Source organism: Paenibacillus sp. FSL L8-0638 (assembly GCF_038593075.1).
GTDB classification, from domain to species: domain Bacteria; phylum Bacillota; class Bacilli; order Paenibacillales; family Paenibacillaceae; genus Paenibacillus; species Paenibacillus polymyxa_D.
In genome coordinates this window covers 2,215,004-2,235,245 of record NZ_CP151960.1, presented here as the reverse complement: position 1 = coordinate 2,235,245, position 20,242 = coordinate 2,215,004, and the positions used below count along the sequence as shown (strand labels likewise).

Annotated in this window: 19 protein-coding genes and 1 CRISPR repeat array; of the genes, 2 read left to right on the top strand and 17 right to left on the bottom strand. The window is 44.6% G+C overall.

The genetic code is table 11. The features are described from left to right. Positions 1 to 10: 10 nt before the first annotated feature. From MKY35_RS10270 to MKY35_RS10200, 15 genes are all read right to left on the bottom strand, one after another. Complete coding sequence (locus MKY35_RS10270; protein WP_342446278.1) at positions 11 to 1,165, bottom strand: type III-B CRISPR module-associated Cmr3 family protein; 1,155 nt, start codon at positions 1,163 to 1,165, stop codon at positions 11 to 13. Further along, positions 1,152 to 2,843 (bottom strand): type III-B CRISPR-associated protein Cas10/Cmr2, encoded by a 1,692-nt coding sequence (gene cas10, locus MKY35_RS10265; RefSeq protein WP_342446277.1) that lies wholly within the window; start codon positions 2,841 to 2,843, stop codon positions 1,152 to 1,154. The genes MKY35_RS10270 and cas10 overlap by 14 nt, the downstream gene beginning before the upstream one ends. Next, on the bottom strand, positions 2,843 to 3,778 hold the full coding sequence (cmr1, locus tag MKY35_RS10260; protein ID WP_342446276.1) for a type III-B CRISPR module RAMP protein Cmr1: 936 nt from the start codon (positions 3,776 to 3,778) through the stop codon (positions 2,843 to 2,845). The genes cas10 and cmr1 overlap by 1 nt, the downstream gene beginning before the upstream one ends. A gap of 38 nt (positions 3,779 to 3,816) precedes the next feature. Next, positions 3,817 to 4,764 carry a DUF6602 domain-containing protein gene (locus MKY35_RS10255; RefSeq protein ID WP_342446275.1) on the bottom strand — a complete coding sequence of 316 codons (948 nt, stop codon included), beginning with the start codon at positions 4,762 to 4,764 and terminating at the stop codon, positions 3,817 to 3,819. A gap of 375 nt (positions 4,765 to 5,139) precedes the next feature. After that, positions 5,140 to 5,466 carry an ATP-binding cassette domain-containing protein gene (locus MKY35_RS10250; RefSeq protein ID WP_342446634.1) on the bottom strand — a complete coding sequence of 109 codons (327 nt, stop codon included), beginning with the start codon at positions 5,464 to 5,466 and terminating at the stop codon, positions 5,140 to 5,142. An 11-nt stretch (positions 5,467 to 5,477) separates the two neighbouring features. Beyond that, positions 5,478 to 5,663 (bottom strand): hypothetical protein, encoded by a 186-nt coding sequence (locus MKY35_RS10245; RefSeq protein WP_342446274.1) that lies wholly within the window; start codon positions 5,661 to 5,663, stop codon positions 5,478 to 5,480. A 120-nt stretch (positions 5,664 to 5,783) separates the two neighbouring features. Further along, positions 5,784 to 6,082: direct repeats of the CRISPR family, unit length 32 nt; unit sequence ATTTCAATCCACGCACTCGTATAGAGTGCGAC. A gap of 245 nt (positions 6,083 to 6,327) precedes the next feature. Beyond that, positions 6,328 to 7,137 carry an SDR family NAD(P)-dependent oxidoreductase gene (locus MKY35_RS10240; protein ID WP_342446273.1) on the bottom strand — a complete coding sequence of 270 codons (810 nt, stop codon included), beginning with the start codon at positions 7,135 to 7,137 and terminating at the stop codon, positions 6,328 to 6,330. Between the two features lie 257 nt (positions 7,138 to 7,394). Next, complete coding sequence (locus tag MKY35_RS10235; RefSeq protein ID WP_342446272.1) at positions 7,395 to 8,231, bottom strand: hypothetical protein; 837 nt, start codon at positions 8,229 to 8,231, stop codon at positions 7,395 to 7,397. 12 nt (positions 8,232 to 8,243) lie between these two features. Next, the gene (locus MKY35_RS10230) at positions 8,244 to 8,996 is read right to left on the bottom strand and encodes a vWA domain-containing protein (RefSeq protein WP_013309992.1); all 753 of its coding nucleotides are present in this window, start codon (positions 8,994 to 8,996) and stop codon (positions 8,244 to 8,246) included. A gap of 84 nt (positions 8,997 to 9,080) precedes the next feature. Continuing rightward, positions 9,081 to 11,126, bottom strand: a complete 2,046-nt coding sequence (locus MKY35_RS10225) for a hypothetical protein (protein WP_342446271.1) — start codon at positions 11,124 to 11,126, stop codon at positions 9,081 to 9,083. A gap of 201 nt (positions 11,127 to 11,327) precedes the next feature. Further along, entirely contained in the window at positions 11,328 to 11,603 is a 276-nt protein-coding gene (locus MKY35_RS10220; protein WP_013309990.1) for a WXG100 family type VII secretion target, read from the bottom strand. A gap of 247 nt (positions 11,604 to 11,850) precedes the next feature. Then, positions 11,851 to 12,387, bottom strand: a complete 537-nt coding sequence (locus MKY35_RS10215; RefSeq protein ID WP_029517064.1) for a WXG100 family type VII secretion target — start codon at positions 12,385 to 12,387, stop codon at positions 11,851 to 11,853. A 5-nt stretch (positions 12,388 to 12,392) separates the two neighbouring features. After that, a complete protein-coding gene (locus MKY35_RS10210; protein ID WP_029517063.1) occupies positions 12,393 to 13,235 on the bottom strand; it encodes a hypothetical protein in 843 nt (280 codons plus the stop codon). Between the two features lie 16 nt (positions 13,236 to 13,251). Next, positions 13,252 to 17,247 carry a type VII secretion protein EssC gene (essC, locus tag MKY35_RS10205; protein ID WP_342446270.1) on the bottom strand — a complete coding sequence of 1,332 codons (3,996 nt, stop codon included), beginning with the start codon at positions 17,245 to 17,247 and terminating at the stop codon, positions 13,252 to 13,254. Positions 17,248 to 17,314: 67 nt separating this feature from the next. Then, positions 17,315 to 17,635 carry a hypothetical protein gene (locus MKY35_RS10200; protein ID WP_029517061.1) on the bottom strand — a complete coding sequence of 107 codons (321 nt, stop codon included), beginning with the start codon at positions 17,633 to 17,635 and terminating at the stop codon, positions 17,315 to 17,317. Between the two features lie 389 nt (positions 17,636 to 18,024). Here MKY35_RS10200 and MKY35_RS10195 point away from each other — a divergent pair, with 389 nt between their 5' ends. After that, a complete protein-coding gene (locus tag MKY35_RS10195) occupies positions 18,025 to 18,264 on the top strand; it encodes a hypothetical protein (RefSeq protein WP_013370782.1) in 240 nt (79 codons plus the stop codon). 130 nt (positions 18,265 to 18,394) lie between these two features. Here the strand turns inward: MKY35_RS10195 and MKY35_RS10190 are convergent, their stop codons facing one another. Beyond that, complete coding sequence (locus MKY35_RS10190) at positions 18,395 to 18,544, bottom strand: hypothetical protein (protein ID WP_023988262.1); 150 nt, start codon at positions 18,542 to 18,544, stop codon at positions 18,395 to 18,397. Between the two features lie 216 nt (positions 18,545 to 18,760). On the opposite strand from MKY35_RS10190, the gene MKY35_RS10185 reads away from it, so the two are divergent. After that, positions 18,761 to 19,780 (top strand): flagellar motor protein MotB, encoded by a 1,020-nt coding sequence (locus MKY35_RS10185; RefSeq protein ID WP_342446269.1) that lies wholly within the window; start codon positions 18,761 to 18,763, stop codon positions 19,778 to 19,780. Positions 19,781 to 19,898: 118 nt separating this feature from the next. Here MKY35_RS10185 and MKY35_RS10180 read toward each other — a convergent pair whose 3' ends face one another. Continuing rightward, the gene (locus MKY35_RS10180) at positions 19,899 to 20,237 is read right to left on the bottom strand and encodes a L,D-transpeptidase (RefSeq protein ID WP_342446268.1); all 339 of its coding nucleotides are present in this window, start codon (positions 20,235 to 20,237) and stop codon (positions 19,899 to 19,901) included. Positions 20,238 to 20,242: the final 5 nt, after the last annotated feature.

The following is a 20,242-nucleotide window of genomic DNA, read 5'->3' as shown; positions in this document are numbered from 1 at the left end:
TTCCTCCTAATTAATTATTATCCATGTGCTTCATACCTACGATTACGGCGAAGCCAAATCCCTCAATATCTCTACCCTCGGTTTCACCAGGAAATAAAGTAAATCCATTCGCTAATGCCACTATTTTGGAAATATCCTGCGGCTGTACACGCACATAAAACACGGTGCCAGCAGGTAACATCAACACTCTTGGTTTGGGGCGATGTCCAACAATATCCCATCCCCCGTATAGCTCAGAGCGTTCTGTTACCCATGTTAGAAGTTCAACATCTACCCCGGGAGTCATTGACCATGTACAATCATCATGTAAACTCGGGTTTATTAGCGAGCAATTTTCAGGCAGAACAAGTGGCGTCAGTAGAATAATTCTAGCTATTCCAGTTAGCAAGAGCATTTCTTCCAGTTCCAACAACTGTTCATCAGTCCATATGCTCCACTCCATTTGATCCTGTTTTACAAACCATGGTCTATTTTCCGCTCCTAGACTGACATAAGGAACATCGGAAAAATCCGGGGATTCTGGAACCAATGATACCAATGAACAATCCTCTTGCATATTCATCATATTCATTTGAAAAAAATGAGAATCTTCAGCTTTTCTAGTAAATTGATTAATTTTAATCCCTGTCTTCGTGTAGGTATCTACGATTTCTTTCAACGAATGAATTTGAGTGATTTGCTCCTGATTCATTACGTTTCTACGCCATTCCTGTAATGACGTGAACTTACCGCTACGGTCTACATCCTTACCCTCACGTTCAGAATCATTATTTTTTACCAAAGTATATTTGGCGTTGGCATTGGACATTACATTATTTTCTATTAGCTTCAGTGAAGTAGCCTGTAAGATTTCCTTACCATTCTCCATTGAATGCTTAATCCTGTAATCCATGGGTATAGGCAGCAAAATATCCTCACCCTGCTTTATTAAAACTGCCATCTGTCTGAATGTGCCAAATGTTGTCGGGCTACCCATCCATTCCTTGGTATGCGGATCACTCTCCAACCGGAATTCATCAAAATTGCTGTATCTATGAATATATGCTGATCTAAGAGCGCCATAAACAGTGTTGGGCCGTGGTGGGAAACAGGATGACCACTGAGATGGTGTACCCATTTCAGACATCATATGACCTTTGAAGAAAAAGGAATCAGCTGGCGTCAACGTCAATACTCGCACTTGTATCTTCCTTTCTATTGAAAAACGCCAAAATTTTAAATAAATCAATTAATCCTTCTAATTGCAAATGATGGTACAGCATGTCTAAGCTAGACAATTCTACTCTTAAATCACTTAGTTTGGATTTATCATAAACGGATCTATCAATTAAACGTCGACATTCAAGCATCACCATTTCTGCCAAGAATTCAGGGTTATGCTGCTCCTTAGCATCAATCATGCTTTGAAAAGTTGATGAGAATTGGTATATGAAGGATGTAGACATAACATTGCTTAGAAGCTTAACAAGCTTACTTAATTCCTCAGTGAGAATGCTTCCTTCACATTCCCATGGCAGAACGGTTGGCCCCAAAAATTCTCCGGAACGTGGTAGCACTGAAAGGGCAAATGCATTTTTCTGAGGGTTGCTGGTGCTGGGATAAGACTTTGCTTCTTTCTCTAAAGCTCTCGCCTGGTTCAACATCTGCTGAAGAGGGGTTCTCTTGTGACCAATCGCAATACCTGTCGATGCAGTGGCTCCCTTCAGACCATTTTCTTCGTCACCAAATGCCGAACGTAGTGAATACGCAGCTGAGAGCACCGTCTGAACAGGAAACAATGCTAGCACATCATCTCCTCCGGCATACAGAAGCACACCACTGTGTTCTTCTACAATTCTAGGTACGGCTTCACTGGCAAAAATACTCAACTGTTGACTTGTATTGCGTACTTCTTGTTCAGCAACATTAAAGAATTGTCCCATGTTATCTCCGTCCATTAATAACACCGCATAATAACTATCATGGGAACCATCTACAGGAGTAGTGTCTTTCGGTCTAATTGTAACGACGGACTCATACTTTCTGAATATTTCGGAACCAACTCCGTACTCTTCCTGAAAAAAGTCTCTTGCCACTCTGCGAACCAGACTAATAGCACATAAATATTCATTGTTCCGTATCCGTGCATTTTCATCATCCTTTGAGGAAGGCTGATAGCTCCGGTTGCGTTTACTCCATGTATTATGAAGCTCTCTTTTCAAATCTGCATAGCGGTCAGTTGGCTTAGGCTGTTCATAGCAGAGGGCATCCATGCGTTGATATACCGTACATGCTAATCCTTTCTCTGGAATATAGTGCATTTGTCGCTGACCTTTCAATGCATGAAATAAACGTTCAGCCTCCTGACGCCCCTGCCCTTCATCTTCTTGAAAAGAATAAGCAATCCAATTGACTTCCAAAAAAGCATCTACTTGATTACGTGCCTGTTCTTGTAATGTAATAACACGTTGCTTAGCCTCCTGGGTATTGTTATTAAACACCCGATTCACTGCCCAATCAGCAATTCTCTGCAACTCTTCACGTACCTTTTTCTCTAATTCAATTAGAATGTTCTGAGAAGTCTCCGCATCCGCACACAGAGTAAAGGTGATCCGATTGGGATAGTTAGCAACAGCTAGTGATTTACTATTTAGTTGTTCTTGTTGTTCTTTGGGACTATAGTGTGGATAGATCAGATCGCAACTTGTTTTTTTCTCTTTACAAATTTCCTCAAGGTGCATTAATGCCTTCTTAATCAGAAAGGATAGTAAATAACTACCTCCCCATAAATCCTCAAGCTTACGTGAGGCTGCTATAAACGATTGCACGGGTCCAATTGCAAAGATAGCATATTGTCTATTCATCACAGTTTCACCCCCATGCGCTTCAAAAATTTATTTCTCACTTGTTCATAACTGTTTGATCCTAAAGCTTGTTGAGATTGCAATTCAGAGATAATAGGATAGTATTTTCCATTAATCTTCCGAACAGTCCCCCATAGTGGAGAAGCAAATCTAAATTTACGGCCTTCTACCCCACCAAGACTTCTGTCACCTATTCTCTCATGAGATGATAACCCGTAGTCTTTCAACACTGATTCATAACAATCGTATGCTGCTCCAACCCAAACCGCCTTCAGGACAGGACGCCGTCCTACTTCAAGTAGTGTAGTTAGACCCAGTTGGTTGCCATTTATGCTCGATTCGCAGCCTAGTTGTAGTAGCAATGCTTTTAAATGTTGAATATACTCTTGAACCGTGTCAAAGCTATGTTGCTCCCACTGCATAGCTCCAAATCCTCTTCGTGACCTCTGTCCCATGCTGGCAAGCATAAATGTGAATTCTAATATATTATGATAGTCATTTTTGTTGGTTTTTGTCACAGAAGAACTGAGCGAAATGCTTTGACCAGCATTCAATGCTTGACTCTTACTACCTCTTAAATACTTTTCATCTCTAGTTTCATTTTGTAGAAGTCGTCTATGAGGAAGCATTTGAGTTGAACTAGGATTCAATTTACTGTGATCCCAGGAAAAACGGATTGGAGATTTCCCCCCACTTTCCTGCTTTGTAACTCCACCGAAGTAAGTTTCCTCTCTCTCTAATAATGCTTTCATGTCGGTCTCCGCTTGTATTACTCGCCACCAATATCTCGTTATCCCACGAAAACTAGAAATACGAAAATCCGCCACATTTTTATCAGCTCCATGAACCGCCATTGGAGTAATTAGCTGAACTACATATTCTCTTTGTAATACAGCGGATTGGTTCATCAATCCATTAAATAAATCTGCTGCCATGTTCTAGCCTCCATTGATTAAATCAGCACCCATTGTATTTATTCAGGTTCGCTTTGTTCGCTTTGTAACTTTTTAAATGCTGTGGCATATGCAAAATGCGGGAACAACATAGGGTTATTAATTAGCATAAGCAATTGATTCAGTTGCAAATTCAAGGTTAGCCACGGGTTCCCCTCAATACGTAAATCCCCCAAAGTATTTGTTATGACCGTCTCTTCCTTAATTATAAGGTTGGAATCTTTAACAGACTGCAACTGCTCTTCAGACCATTTGTTTGGACTAGAGATTTTTAATCCTAATTGTTCATTCTTGCAATCTATTCCCTTATTCAGTCGCTCACCCCACCAGCCTAATGTTTTATGTTCATTTTTAACTAGCACTTGGAACATTTTTTGCTGATCTGTGACATCAGCCTGCTCCTGAATAATAAAATCAAAATGGTTGCCTAAGTATTCTTTTAATTTTTCAAGAGTGGAATCTTTAACAGAGTCTTTGAGACTTACCAATACTTTAATAGGTTGTGTTTTAGACTGAGTGTTATTAGTGATTCCTGTACAATATCCTGATGCCATTCTAGCAATACCTGTATTCTTAGATTGAAGGGCTTCAATACTTTCTGCCCACTTTGTTATTCCCTCCAATTTATCTTTAGATAAATCTTTACTTTTACACTCAATTACCATAGAGACTGCTTCAATTGGAATAAGTTTTAACATATTATACTGGAAAATATAGGGGGTGTACTGTTCGTCTATCACTGCGATATCAACTTCATTGGATATTCCCCCATCTGAATCAATAATCATCGCACCGTGGACAAGTGAAAACTTAAGAGGGATTAAACTACGAAAGAATTTTCTCCACATCTCCTCACGATAGTTCCCGGTTAGACTCGGATGCGCTGTTGCCAACTCAATCTCTCTAACCATCATTTTGTTAACTTCAATGTAATTATCAGCAATAAGCTGAAGTGGATTACTATTCATCTTCATTTTCCTCCCACAAAATAGTTTTGTGATAAAGATGGCAAATTGTCTTTTTTTCCAATTGAACCAGATACTAGATCAGCTTAATTCATACAACTTTTATATAGAACTTTAGAACCATTGCTATTTTATCAGTGAAGAACAAATCGAGGTCTAAAGTCCCATATACATAATTCGTCAATTATTTACAAATTCCTTCTTTTTAAAGAAAAATTAATATTTCCATGAAACTGCCTAGTCTTGTCCTAGTAGATGCACCGGTCGATACATCAAAATACATCACCTCAGCATCCAATCATCATTTGAAAATCAAAAAAATCCACACAGCGGCAACATATTTACCGTTGTGTGAATTTATGAATTTCTATAGCCCCTCTAATAAGTAACCCCTTCAAGTCGGGATACCTGCAACGTCTCCATGTTTAGTACATACTGATAGAAATCTCCATGAGTCGCCTTGTGTGAAATGCCGATCACGAGCGTACCTGGTAGCTCGTCTGCAATGAGCTGGTACAGATCGGCTTTTCGGGTTCCTTGATACAGAATAGGACGTTGGGTTATGGTTACACTGGTTCGTGACAGCTCTTGAGGAGTAAGAGTCCGAATATTCCGTCCCCCTATCCATATTTCCCCTTCATAATGCATGAGCCCAGTCAAGCAATACAATAGCGTAGATTTGCCACTGCCTGTCCTCCCAGTAATTAATAACCGTTCTAGGGTTCCAGTGTAAGCTCTAAGCCCGATATAACGGGATGGCTTGCCTCATATCCTACCTGTAAACCACGAATTCTCAGCCCATTGCTTTGCTGTTCATCATGGTAATCCATAGCTTCTGTCGAGGGCAAGGTAGTTACTTTTAACCGTTTGAATTGCTTTTTCAACGGCTTCTTTCGCAACATTAAAAAACATAGTGCGCTGTGGAAAGCGTGTTTCTTCTTGTTCAGAATCCGACTCATAATTAAAGGTATTGCAAAAAAATAACTACAACTCATATTGCATTTATTTGTTGTTGAAAGATGTATTATCTCCACGCACTCGTATAGAGTGCGACAGTACAAAAGAATTCAAGTAGGAGCTACACTAACTATTTCAATCCACGCACTCGTATAGAGTGCGACCAAAAGAGCCGCTTCGGGGAGGGTGGGACGACAGGATTTCAATCCACACACTCGTATAGAGTGCGACCTCGATAATGACCATATAGATATGGAGACCAAGAATTTCAATCCACGCACTCGTATAGAGTGCGACACAGGCGGCTTGGCGATCTCATCTTTCATCCGATTATTTCAATCCACGCACTCATATAGAGTGCGACAGCGAAAAGTGGGGAAATTCAATCTTATGCAGCCCTATTTTAGCATAAATTTTAACAATTGATGTCGAAAAATGAATTTGCACACTTCACAAGTTCATATTTTGTTCACATTCGACATGCATCCGACAAATTTCGAGGTGCGAAGGATCCAGGTTTTTTATGTGAGCTTCACATTCGCACCGTAACCAAGACAATACACTCAGGATACCACAAAACATTTCTCTGTCCCAGACAATGCTCTATTTCTAAAACAATAACGACTCTGCCCCGTCAATGACAATTTGTGCGCCAGTAATGTGACGCGAATGATCTGAGGCCAAAAATGTTACCAAATCAGCTACCTGCTCGGGTTGACCCGGTCCATCTGCCAACGGTTGCCCTCCTTCAGGAAACTTGACGGGGATGGTAATTTGCTTTAACCCTTCCGATTTCTCCGTGGTTTCATCAATATTCGTCGAAATGGCACCCGGATAGATGACATTCACACGAATACGGAACTTAGCCAGCTCCAGTGCAGCCATTTTAGCAAAACCGGTTTGACCCGCCTTCGATGTACTGTAGGCTGACATCCCAAAGCTGGTAAAGCGCTGATTTCCATTAATGGAGCTGGTAATAATAATGCTGCCGCCACCGTTCTTTTTCAAATGTGGTATTGTATACTTCACCGTCAGGAAGGTACCATCCAGATTCGTGGACAACGTTTGCCGCCAATCCTCAATGCTCAGATCCTCAATCGGTCCGACGACCCCGTTAATTCCCGCATTGGCAAAAATAATATGCAGCCCGCCAAATAATTCAACCGCTTCCAGAACTGCTTTTTCCACGCGCACCGGATCGGCAATGTCCACGTCAAAAGCCCTCGCTGACCCTTCACGTATAGCATTAATTTCTCTTTCCGTCTCCAAAATACGCTCACTACTTACGTCAAAAAGAGCGACATTTGCTCCTTCTCTAGCCATTTGAATGGCTGTTGCCTTGCCAATGCCAGAACCAGCTCCCGTGATTAGAGCCGTTTTGCCTTCAAAGCGTGCGCCTCCTGCATATGTGTAGCTCATATGTATCGCTCCCTTTCAGTAATCTGTATAATCACAAGATTACCCAAAAGGATATACTTTATAATCACCATTTTTGCGCATTTTTTGCTATTCCTTTGCGATATTTAAGAAAAGGACGAATATTACGCACTTTAGCGCCTCTTTCCTTCTCCTCCTCGTTACATTCTATAAATATCTTAACGAATCGTAATGTTCTATGTATTCACCAAAAAAAGGACGTATACATCCATATCCATGGTTGTATAACGTCCTTTTATTTACCACTGCAGCTCAATAAATGCAGCATCATCATCAAGTCCCCCGGTATGGGATGCATCCAGCAGTACCTGTATCTGCTCATCAGGGACAGGCTCGCGAATGGGGTCCAAATCGGATAAACCGTCCGTATATACCTGTAATCTCATCGGCATATCTGCGGGAATGCTTCTTTCATACCAATGAGGCTTCCCTCCAATCGGCCCACGACTTGTGGACCAGCGCTCCGCTGTAGAGAAGGTATGATCGAACAGCTCGCTGATTTCTTCGGCACCGTTCCATAGTCGCAAACGTGAATCCCCTTGCCAGGCAAGTCGGAGACGGCCACGGCTACCACGCTTCGGCAGTTCGATTTTACCGCAAATATACATGGACTGGCTACCCTGACGACGTTTATCTTCCAATACCGAACGCATTAAGCCTGATTCGTGATCCAATGGCTGCCGATCCAGTTCCTCTGCCGCTGTACCTGCCAAACCTTCAAGGTACACTCTCAATTGATCAGCAGACAGATCTTGTCCCCGTTCCAACCAATCCAGTAAAGAAGAACCCAGATAGCGGGCCGCAAAATCTCCTCGGTAACTGAGCCCGACACCATCACACAAGACAAAACAACAGACGGATTTATGAATACGTACTGCGGCGAAATCCTGTCCGCTTTCTCCCATACTGGCAGATTCGGCAGACCTTCCATAGCCATAACGACACATAAAACGACTGTGATGAGATGATAAAGGCTGATCGCCTGTCTGAGAGCTTATGTAAGCAAATTGCTGAGTCAGCTTTGCATTCATTCCCTTTTTTTTGCTCGCGGGGAGCAGGGACAGCAGTGGATTCATGCTTTTACCTCCTTACCGTACAGGCGTTGCGGCCGACATTTGGAACCCAATGGACACCAGTTCCGCACAGGTTCCGGGTAGCATCATAATGGCTCCTTCACCTAACTGATAATCTGCCTCAAATAGCATTTCCCGATAGCTTTCAGGCAGCACAGAAGACATATCACGCAATTTCACAGCATGTTCATCCTGCAACGGCGTATTATGTGTTAGACCTTTCCAGCGACGGGGGTCCTGAATAGGCGTTTCCAGCAACCTGTCGGATAAAAATATATTTTCCACCAGTACATTACCGTCCGGTACGCTCATGCTCATAATACGCTTCGCAATCGGTTCCGGATCATCACCTGTGGAAACTCCATCTGTCATATGACAGACCAAAGGTGCAGGACAGTCCTGCATCCCTGGTAATTCCGCTTGCAAAATACGCTCAGCTTGCAAGAAGGCCTTTGCTGAATCTGAAAACCGTTTGGGCGTCAAATCGGGCAACGAACCAATGGCCGCGATTTCATCAATTCCCTTGACACCATTCAGCAGGTCATACACGTCGTCACTATAAGCCAAAATCGCAATCCGATAGCGCGCTGTCAGCCGATTTCCTTTGGTTGATCGGAAAACCATCTGCCGGATCGCCAACGATATAGCTTCATATACAACGTCAATACGCCGCCGCCCCTCCATCAGCATGTTCATCGACGCGCTGATGTCAATCAGGTAAATGATCAGGGCGGGAGTGCGTTGTGAAGCCTGTATTGTATAATTCATGGTTTGTACATGCTCCCCTCAGTTACCTTCTATCTCCATCTGTTTCGTATCTATCATTCCGCCTATATATAAACATATGAAATATTAAATTTTAGGCAGTCTAAAATTCGTATCTCCTAAAAAATTATAAATAGAGGAGGCCCGATATCCTACTTCACCTACCGAACGATAATAAGAAGGATTACTATCATATAGTGATCTAAAACGCTTCGCAAAGCTCTTTGCCTTCGCAGCGCTGCCACCTTCCTGAGAGGCATACGCCTTGTTGTACAGGGAAATAAGCTGAAGAACGTTCTCCTTGTTTCGCGCATGCATGGACTCTTTTTGCTTTTGTTCCGCCTCGGCTGCTGCCTTACGAGCTGCCTCTTCCTGGGCGGCGCGGGCTTCCTGCTCTTTTTTCAAAGCCAAGTATTTTTCATACTTTGCCTGTTGATCATACGCTTTTTGCTTCGCCAACTTGGCAGCCGCCTGCTTATTTTGTTCCTTTTGAGCGAGATAAGCTTCATATTTAACCTGTTGAGCGATAAGGGCTTGCTGTTTCTTCTGCTCTTCCTGTTGCTTTTGAGCAGCAAGTGCCTGTTGTTTGGCCTGCTGTTCCGCTTCCTGTCGTTGTTTCTCCGTCAGCAATTTTTGAGCCGCTTTCTGCTCGGCTGCCAGCTTTTCCTCGGCCGCCTTTGCAGCCTTCGCTGCCTCTTCCTGCTTGGCTGCCTCGATTTGCCGCTGATTGGACTGATCTGCAAGAATATTCACGGCTGGGATTCCAGCTGCCAATAGAACGACTGCGGCCGCAGTTGTCACGATAAACGCTTTGGAGCGATACCAGGCTTTTGTTTTTTCAGGTTGCTCTGGCGTCATGGGATTCAACTGCTCCTCTAGTCCTGTGATCGCAGCTGACACCTCCACATGCAAAGGACTGCCGTCTTCTACAAAATGATACAACGACCGGTATACTTCCAGCGCTGCAGCAGGTTTGTTTTGCTGCTCCAAATCACGTGCCTGTCGGAACAGCTTGTCCGTTACCCCACGCTCTCCTTGCTCCAGGGCGGCCTGATTTAGCAGTGCAGCCTGTTCAGTCTTGAGCGGTGCAGGCGCTGACAAAGAGGATGCAGCTTCACTGGAAAGGCCACCCACCGCTGCCGATTCTATTGTTTCTGTCGCAGCAGGTTCCGGTTCTATAGCCTCAACTGAAATTTCCTGCTCAGTAACCGCATTAAGTACAACCAGCCATTCGCCAAAAGTAGGGCAACTGCTTAAATCCTGACTATCCCAAGCACGGCTGAACAATTCTACCACCTTGCTGCCCCAACGAGATTCCAGCGATTTTCGTAAAATAAAATAACGTTCGCAAGGCGTCTGCATTTCATGCTGATCAAAATAACTTTCGCCCCACGCTTTGTCGACTACTACACGGTCAGACCAGCCTAACATTTCTCCTATAATGATTGCCCCTGCAAAACGGTCTGCATACGCACTCCACAACCCGCTGTGGACGGTACGATGGGCGGCATACCCTGGCGAACCTGCCAATAGAGCGTCTGGACGATCCATTTTAGTACTATACATTTGTTCCACGTCCACCAATTCCACAGCTGACGTGCCTTCAGGCAGTTCCACTTCAGAAAAAAACGGAAGCATCACATTCGGCGCCGATAAATCACAGTGCGCCAATCCTTTTTGCTCCATAGCTGAACCGATCCCTGCCAATGCTCTGGCTAAAGCCAGACTATCGGAAGCCTCAAGCTGACGCTGATCTGTGAGACAATCGAACCATGTCATACCGTGAACCCATGGCATCAGTACCGCATACAGCAAATCAGGCTGCTCGGCAATCAGACTTCCGTTTCTTTCTGGAGTGAGCACATCACGCTTGCATACCTGCAAACCGGGAATATCCCCGTATGCTTCCATATGCTCAGATTGATAAACCATAGCCGGGATGCGGAACTTCGGAAAAAACACCTTAAGAGCTTTTGCCTCATGTGGCGCTCCGTTTTTGGCATTTAGCTGGTATACAATTCCCTGACGCCCTGCTTGAGCATAGGCTAAACCGGGTGCAGCGGGATGTCGTCCAACCACATAAGCTGTGCCGTTTATGATCAATTCGTCTCCCGGATTCGGTTGAAAAGACATGAAACATCCCTCTCCTTACATCATTCAGTATGCTAGTTTTCCTCACCTTATTATATACATCTATGGATGGCAAGAAAACCGGGTATCCGAAGATCGCCCGGTTTTTCCTGAACATCCTGTGCCAAACCGTGAGGAATGGCTCACATATTGCTTCTTAATAGAGTGGTATATGATAAGTTAATGCCTATCAGGCAAGACAACTTATTTCGTTTGGTCAACCGTGCGGAATTTGTTAGCGATAGCTGTCAATTCTTGACTGATGCTGTTCAAAGTCGTTACGAAAGCTTGCATTTGTTTGCTAGCTTCCTGAAACTCTTGGAAGAAGCGTTGTTTAGTCATACCTTCCCATTGACCTTCCATACCTGAGATGGACTGTGTCAAACTGGAAACGATCTGCTGGCTTTGCTCACCACTTTGTTTAAATTGGTTAGCCACCTGATCAACCTGTTCTGGGGTAATTAAAATGCGTCCTGCCATTTTTTGAGTCCTCCTTGATGATAAATAATGTTTTTGTTTATCTGGTTCAAATTGTACTATGGCTATTAAATTCCCTACAAAAGGCAAAGGACCTAATTGTAACAATCCCACTTTTTAACTATAAAACAGCACCTAACAGTATAATATTAACAAAAAAACACCTAATAAGTCCCATAAAGCCGGGAATTGTGGAACGAGCTCAAGTAATTTTGCAATCGATCCAGATTGTCCCGGAACGCGATCCCAACTAAGCGACAGGCTGATCTCTTACTGTAGACGGATCAGTAAAATACCAATCCTGCGGACTGCTAGAAGACGCCTGCATCAGAATATCCTGATGCAACGTTTCTACATCCGAAGACTGTACACCAGAAATGGCATGTACGACAGACTGCGGGTTAGAAATCAGGCTGCTTCCTTCCGAAGCTTGCCCAGGCAGAATAGACGGTGATTGCTGATTCGACCAATCGAGCATCGTGACGGGTCGTCCCAATGGTTGGCTGGCAAATGACAGTATCGTTTGATAGTTGTGGTCAACAGACTGAAACTGCTCTGCCTTTCGGTTCAGTTGTGTACCTGATGTATGGAGGTAAGCATGGATCTGTTCTGACATCCGCTTGGCCTGCATCCAATGATTCAAGATCGCCTCGCGTGCAGATACATCCCAATCCAGCGATTGTAACGCCTGCTCCAAACCTGCTGTTAACTGTTGAATTTGCTCCGCCGCATGCTGTAGCTGCCCGCTAAGCCCCCGAAGCACATCCGGTTCAACTCGAATGCGCATATCCATCACCCTTCTTCTGTCACTTCTTCATTCACTGCCGACTGTTTCAACCAATTTAATAATAAATCCACAAACTGATCTCTTGAAGCCATAGCTGCAATCAGCCAGTCCCCGTTACCACTAGAGCTCATCCGAAATATCCAGTTCATTGCAGGACACAGGACAAAGGCTGCCCGTTGTGATTCCCACTCCCTGCCGTTCCAAACAAGCAATTGCAGTTCTCCCTCAGCTACACGGGAACTCAAAGACTGAGCCAGTCTTGCAGACCCCTCTGCATCTCCGCTAGCCTCGGTCAGTTTACTGCTGATCAAAGACACACTTTCTCCTGCCGACTGCTCGTAAATTTTATTAAACGCCTGCTTGGAGAACATTAGTGCGGGGGATTCAGGCACAAGTCGATCTACCCAACCCATTTTATCAATCAATGTCTCGCAAGCCTTTTCCACATTACCCAGATCGTACAATCGATACTCATCGGGTTCATCAGCGGATTTCACGAGTTCCACTACACGCTCGTTCGTGCAATGGAGATAGCCTTCAAATTGCTTACCTCCCCGCACATAGCGTATACGGCAAGCCCTGTTGGATAATCCCGCGATAGCAACTCTTGAAAAAACAGTAGGAGGCATTGCTAGCTCTTTGCCCTTATCTACCCGCTTTAGATAACCCTTTTCCAAAAGAGTAGCTTTTACTTGCTCCCACTCTTCCGCCAACTCCTCTGCTAGATAGCCCTTAAACGGATCTTCCACCCCAAGCAGTCTGTCAGAACCCAATACGCCTGCCAGAAAAAACAGTTCCTTCGCCTTGAGGGTTATTAACTTCTGCTTGGAAGCTTGAAACGTTAACATTATGAGCCACCTCCCTTCAAACTACAACATGCCATCGGTCACGAATTTTCGTTATCCAATCCTCACAGCTCACTTGCTCTGAGAAGGGAATTGCCGCTTTTATCCTGGTAAATTTGCGCCGTACGTAGTACCCCTGCCCAGGTGGCAGGACTTTTAGTCCACCAGTAGCGGCGTTCGCCTCCGAATAAGGGATACGAAAGAACGATAGATCATTCGAATCTAGTGTTCCAAATAGCATACCGCTTTGGCTTGCCTTGACATCATTAAACCAGTCCACACCAAAAGTAGGGAAATCAGATGGCACACCCGAGAGCACGACATGCACATTGCGATCACGTCCCAACCGTACAATGGCGGAGAGCTGATCCTTTATCATAAAATCGTTCAGTTGCTTGCTTAACATATCCGCATCATCAATGACCAGGAGCAATTCGGGATCATTCCCCTCCTTGTTCCGTTGTTGAACAATGTCATACACTTGCTGTACCAGAGGTCCCATTTCTTCCTCACTTTCGGCAGCAGCCTTAACATGAGGAAGATGTCGTAATCTAGATAGCCCCCCGCCTCCATAGCGTGTATCAATCGTATAGACTTCCAATTGGTCGGGTGATGTGTAATAAGCCAGCGATATAATCCAGCTCATTAGAAAGGAGGTTTTTCCACCCTCCATTGGACTACCCACAATAAAATTGGGCCCTTCTTTCAGATTCAGGAGAAAAGGCTCAAGATCGTCACTCTGTAGGCCTACAGGTACTTCGTAAGGTAGTGCGCCCGATGGTCCACTCGTCCGATCCCACTGCTGAAGCAGTTCCGATAGTGGAATCCGCTCAGGTAATGGTAGGATAGCTGGTGCGTGCTTGCCTTTCCATTCCTGCACAATGCCAGCAATATTGCGGCGTAGCCGTGCTGATCGCTCCGCCTCATCTTCTCCTGGTGAAGGCAGTGCCGTCTGGAACTCCAGCGGAGGAACATGCCCTTTAACCAGAGCGCGACCTGGAATTAACGGTCCTGGCGTTTTGGCTGGTCGCCCTACCGCATAGTAATAGTCACTCGGGTCGGACATTTCAAAAGAAACAGCATTCGGTATGTTACTGCGGAATTTCTCAAACACATCGGTAATCCGGTTCGCTGTAATGATAAACGTGATGCCTAGACTACCCCCTTCTCGCAAAAGAGATTCCAGCAGTTCATTTTCATCTGGATAAGCATTACGGAAATTAAGATATCCATCAATAACTACGACAATTTGCGGAATATCCTCGACAGCAGAACGTCGATAAGAGCTTATTGTTTTGACTCCAGCCTCGGAAAGCATTTCCTTGCGTACGGCCACCATCTTGAACAGATAACGGAACAATCGCTTGATCCGGTCATCCTCCTCAGCCATCATAACAGCCCCGATTTGGGGAAGTTCCCCAAAGTCGCGCATCGTTCGACCCATGTCAATGATATAACCGTTCCAATGATTCGCAGCAAATCGCTGAGCCGTGGACATCAGCAACGTATGCAAAAAGGTTGTTTTCCCCATGCCGGGCATGCCATACACAGCCCAATGACCATGATCTAGCGATGCATAAATTGGCTCCTGTCGCTGATTCGGCAAATCATCCACTAGACCAATAAGAGCCTTCAGCTCCAAAGGTGATGATGTACTATCTATTTCGGTGCATGCCGGCAAATTTGTTAAATCCAGCAACTCAGGCAGCGGCGGAAGCCACGGTCCCTGAAGCCGTTCGATCCCTGCCTTAGCAGCCTCATTCGCAATATAATCAATAAATACTTGAAGCTGTTTAGGGGCTTCTTCTCCTTTTAAGCCTGAGCTTGCCCGTTCGCCGCCCGTCAGTAGCGCTTCACGTTTTCCGTTCAGTCTCACTTCATGTACAGGTAGTGCAGAAGAAATATCGCTGTTGCCTATATACGGCGCACCGCTCCAAGCAAACTGCATCTCTTCAAATACTTCGTCACTACCCACTTGGAAATATCCTCGTCCCGGCTTCGTAATCCACGCGGCATTCGGTATTTTCAACATGTCACGGCTATCGCCTTCGCTTTGCACCCGTAAGCAGATGCGGAATCTGGAGTTACTCCAAATCTTGTCATCCACGACACCTGCGGGCTTTTGCGTCGCCAAAATCAAATGCACACCTAGTGTCCGCCCAATCGCAGCAATACTGATTAGCTCGTCCATAAACTCTGGCTGATCCCGCTTTAATTGTGCAAATTCATCAATAATAATAACCAGATGAGGCAGCGGTTGTTCCTGCCGCTGCCGGAGTAGTCTGTAATATTCATCAATATGCTGTAAATTGCCTGCATCGTTCAATATCTTCTGCCGACGAACCAGTTCTGCTTTAAGAGATATTTTGGCACGTTCAATCAAATTATTGTCCAAGTTCGTGATCGTACCCACAACATGCGGCAAGTTAACGAACGTGTTGGACATGCCTCCACCCTTGTAATCGATCAGCATAAAAGCAAGATCATGCGGATGAAACTCGGCAGCAAGCGAGGCTACGATGGACTGGATAACCTCACTCTTTCCTGAACCCGTTGTACCGGCGATCAAGCCATGGGGACCATGCCCTTGACGCTCTATCTTATCATGCAGGTTAATCATAATCTTCTTGCCGCCTGCTCGCACGCCCATTGGCACAGGTAAGGTATCAGGATGGCGGTTACGTCGCCACCGATCTGCCACATCCAGTTCTTCCACACTTGCTACACTCATCATATCAAACAGAGGCAGCACAGCGGGAATATCAGAAGCAGAGGAACGCTTCAAGCGAATAGGAGCCATGTACCGCGCTAATGCATCGGCTTCCTCTTTTGACAAACGATCCGGTTTAAAACTTTGCTGTTCAACCTCCGCCGACTCTGATTTACGGGCATATACGCCCTGCTCTTTGGAAGCCTCCACAATCAGCTGACACTGCATCGGCAAAGCCTCTTTACGAGAAGCCAGCACAATCGTACACGCATCAATGGCTCGGCCGTCTTCCAATAACAACGGCAGCAACGGTTCTTCCTCAATCAGCTGGGTGTCAGATAAAACAACGACATAACAAGGGACTTCCATCCCTTTGCCTTGACGATCATTACGATTATTTTTACGGCGGTTCAGTCTGGCAAACAGAAAATCTGCTAATTGATGTGCACTACTACTGCGGTCTGACATCATTCTCTGGATTCGGTCATCATCCCACACATGTGGAAGCCAGCGCATCCAAGTCCATTCACTTTCCTCTCGCTCGTCATAGAAGGAAGCAATTTTCACTTCATCTGGCGAGTGACGAACCGTCACTTGTGCCAAAATGACTCTTAACGCAGCAAGGGTATGTTCCCGATCGCCGACCAATCCAACCACTTTGGATTGAAACAGCGGTAATGCAATGGAAGCAGCGTCTACCAGACGAAATTCTTCTTCCAGTTCATCCGCAGCTCCCAACAAAGGATCTCGGTCATAACCGTCTGGGCGTGGAATTTGCAATTTTATATGAAAGGGAACTTGTCCAGTTCCAATACGCACCTGCAAAAAGTCCTCATCCTCCGGTGATCGTTCCCAAAGTGAACTGTTGCGGTTTTTGACAATTTGAGTGCATATTTGCGGGTCACCGTGAATTTCATATAGTGTGCGAATTTGCTCCTCGCGTTTCATTTCAAGTTCTTCACGATGCTTTTGGAGCTGTTCCCGGTACATGCGGTCCCGTTCCTCCAGCTTGCGCTTGTATTCCTTCTTATTATTTAGATAGACAAAAAAAGGAATCGTATAAGATGTAAGCATCATGACCACAGTGACCATTTGGAACATCAAATAGTTACTGTTGCCCATCTTGCCTGTTTTGCTCATATATACGTAAAAGCCTATAGTCACCAACGTCATCATTAACGGAATAAGTATAGATATAATAGAAAAAGACGGCTTGCTCGGCTCAGCCGGAGGCCGTAAAATCTCCAGCTTCTCCTCTCGGAGCGCCGGCCTTAATCTCGGGGATCGCTGGTATAATGCATTCAAGACAAAAGTCCCCCTTTTCGCTTACTATTTCATTTTACCAAGGTTTCATATAATTTCATGTGTGTATTTACCCATTTTTTTCATTTTGAAACAGAGAACGCCTTCCATACACAGGCGCTTCGTCCTGAGTTGTCGAAAAAGCGCGCTGAATACGCACAGTACAGCCTTCCCGCAAGCCGGATCCTGTAAGTAGCTGGTTATCTCCCACCCTGAACCAGAGCCCTTCCGGGAACTTTGCTTCCATAATATATTGCATGCCTTCCGCCGGAGGCTCGCCGAAAATGCGCACACCCAGCATCAGCTTTAAATGTTCCACCGAGTATTCATCAGCTACCTCGATGTCAAACCACTCTGTTTCCTGTCGTCCTGAAAGCACGGTCAGGATCATCTGTCATCCCTCCCGATCCTTAATATATAGCAAAGTTCACGCAAAAAGCCTATTTCCACGGAAATATGGCTATCGTAACTGTAGCATCCGACTATTAGACTGTCAATTTGTTACAAAATACCCACTCCAAAAATAAAACAGTGACTTTGGTCATATTTTCTCATATTAGTAGAGTCATTGGTATCAATAATATGTATTGGATCGGTTCTAATATGGGTATATACGTCATTTTGTCGATTAGTTAGAACTAAATTCGATTGTTACCTAGATTGTTGTGAACACTTTGTAAATTTTTCAGACCTTTATGTTTTTATAAGGTGTTTTTAAGGTAATTTTAAGAAACGGGCACTACAATTAAGCCATGAAATAACTCAGGCGAGGTGATTTTTGTGAGAACATTAATTACATTTCAAAACAAACGTATTCCCGTATACTTCAATCAAGAAAATAAGCAACCAGTACAAAAAACATTAAAACTTCTAAGTAACACTTTGGAGAATAAAATCTCCAGCGGCAAGCGTGCCCTTCAAAAATGCCTTAACTCTTTGATCAGTATAGAGATTGTCGGTTGTGAAGCCATCCTGCATAGTGTTAGTGAAAATGATTCATTGGCATTGTCCCTCTATTAAGAGGGACTTTTTTTTGTCCACTTTAGACACACAAAAAAGAGAGGGACATTTCAACACCCTCTCCATATCAGCAGCTTTAAAAATTTGATACATGGGACTTACCGCAGCTTATGCATTGATCAGACTTTATTTAAAGTATTCTGCGATAACCTTTTTTACCGCCTCGTTCCTTATTCTGCGCCTTCTCAATCCGTATTCTAAACAGTTCTAGTAAATTAGCGCGTGTATGCTCTTCCCGGCAGTTGTCCAGCTTTTTTAAGATAAAACGGTCAATGGACATATGACTCAGGCTCCTTTACAGCAAGCTGCCCCTGCTTTTCAAGGGGATGATCAGGCTATCCATTTTTAACCATTCTGCCTGTTGTTTAAACAGGTACGTTCCTTATAGGATAAAGCAGGCGGGATTACATACCCTTTAATAAGGGTAAATACATAAAGTTTCGAAAATTTTATCACGTTAAGCCTGGAAGCTATGGACAAGGAGCGAACAAAAACCATGAGTAAACACATGATTACCAAAATAGTCTGCAACCTTTTATTCGCATTCTTAATTCTAACGATGCTGGCTGCATGCAGCAGGGAAAAAGCTTCAACCCGGAGTATAGCCCAACATGAAGCTGAAGCACGTGCCTACACCGTAACGGGTAATCCCAACCAAGGTGCATCATCCCTTGATGAACGAGCTGCCAATCATACACCTGTCCATCAGCAAGGCAGCAGCTATGTCGAAATATCAGGTGGCGTCAGCATTGATAAAAATACCGTGAAGGTTACAGGACATTCCAACCTCCCGGCCGGAGCACGGATCAAAGGGAATCTTGCAGTCAGAAACTCCCTGTTAACTGGGTACACGGATGAGACAACCGTTCAAAAGGACGGAAGTTTTGTACTCCAGGTACAACGCCCCGGAATACAGGGCAGTATGGATCTGACTGTTCTGTTCCGTCCAGATGACCAAGACAATGAAATACGAAATCTGTATGGCAGCGGTGGCAACAAATTGGAAGGTCCTTATGTATATCAATACGAAGAAAACAAACAGCTTCTGCATGAAGTTCGGATCGGGGCTGAATTTGATCCTGAGCAAGAACGCAATACCCCTTTAGTTAAGCCCGTCTGGAACAAACCTAAGGACTACGGTAGCCCTCAAGTGTGGATTAAGCCTGACGTGAAGCAAGAAGGTAACTATTATCATGTATATGCGCGCAGCAATTTGCTGGAAGGGTCGGACGTCAAACTCAAGATTGATTTTCCGGGACGATGGCAGTTTGGCTACGATGATCAAACCAAAGTTATGCCTGACGGCTCCTTCAGCATGAGGGTCAAAAAGCCGAGCCTTGCCAACCGCTACATCATAGTCATAAGTTTCGAACCAAACGAAGATATGTGGACCAACGCCAAACAGGCGTATGGTACACAAGGAGAACGTCTTTCGGGACCGTTAGTCAAATCTGCAGACGAAAAAGAGGGCTCCAAACAGATTGAAGCCCGTATCCCTATCCAACCCAAATCGTAACTAAACGCAGCATCTAACTTAAAGTTACGGCCGTTCGCCATGAAATACGCTTCACAGATACAGTCTATGACGCGGTTTCCACGTATGAGTAGATACAGAGTCTCATGTCGTCTAACCGCTACGGCTGTATCGTGACTGGCGTGCCTATACTTACCTTCTCCTGAAGCTCAAGCACATCCTTATTCTGCATTCGAATGCAGCCATGTGACACCATCTTGCCAATGGACCATGGCTCATTGGTGCCGTGAATGCCATAATGCGGCTTGGACAGCCCCATCCAGAACGCTCCGAAAGGTCCGCCCGGATTAGGTTGTTTGTTAATAATCGTAAATTGCCCATGCGGTGTCTGTGTAGCCAGCTTGCCAATACCGACTGGATAATTAAGAACAATCTGATCTCCATCCTTCAAATATAAACGACGATCCGATAAATCCACCACAATGCTGTAGTTCGGCATATATT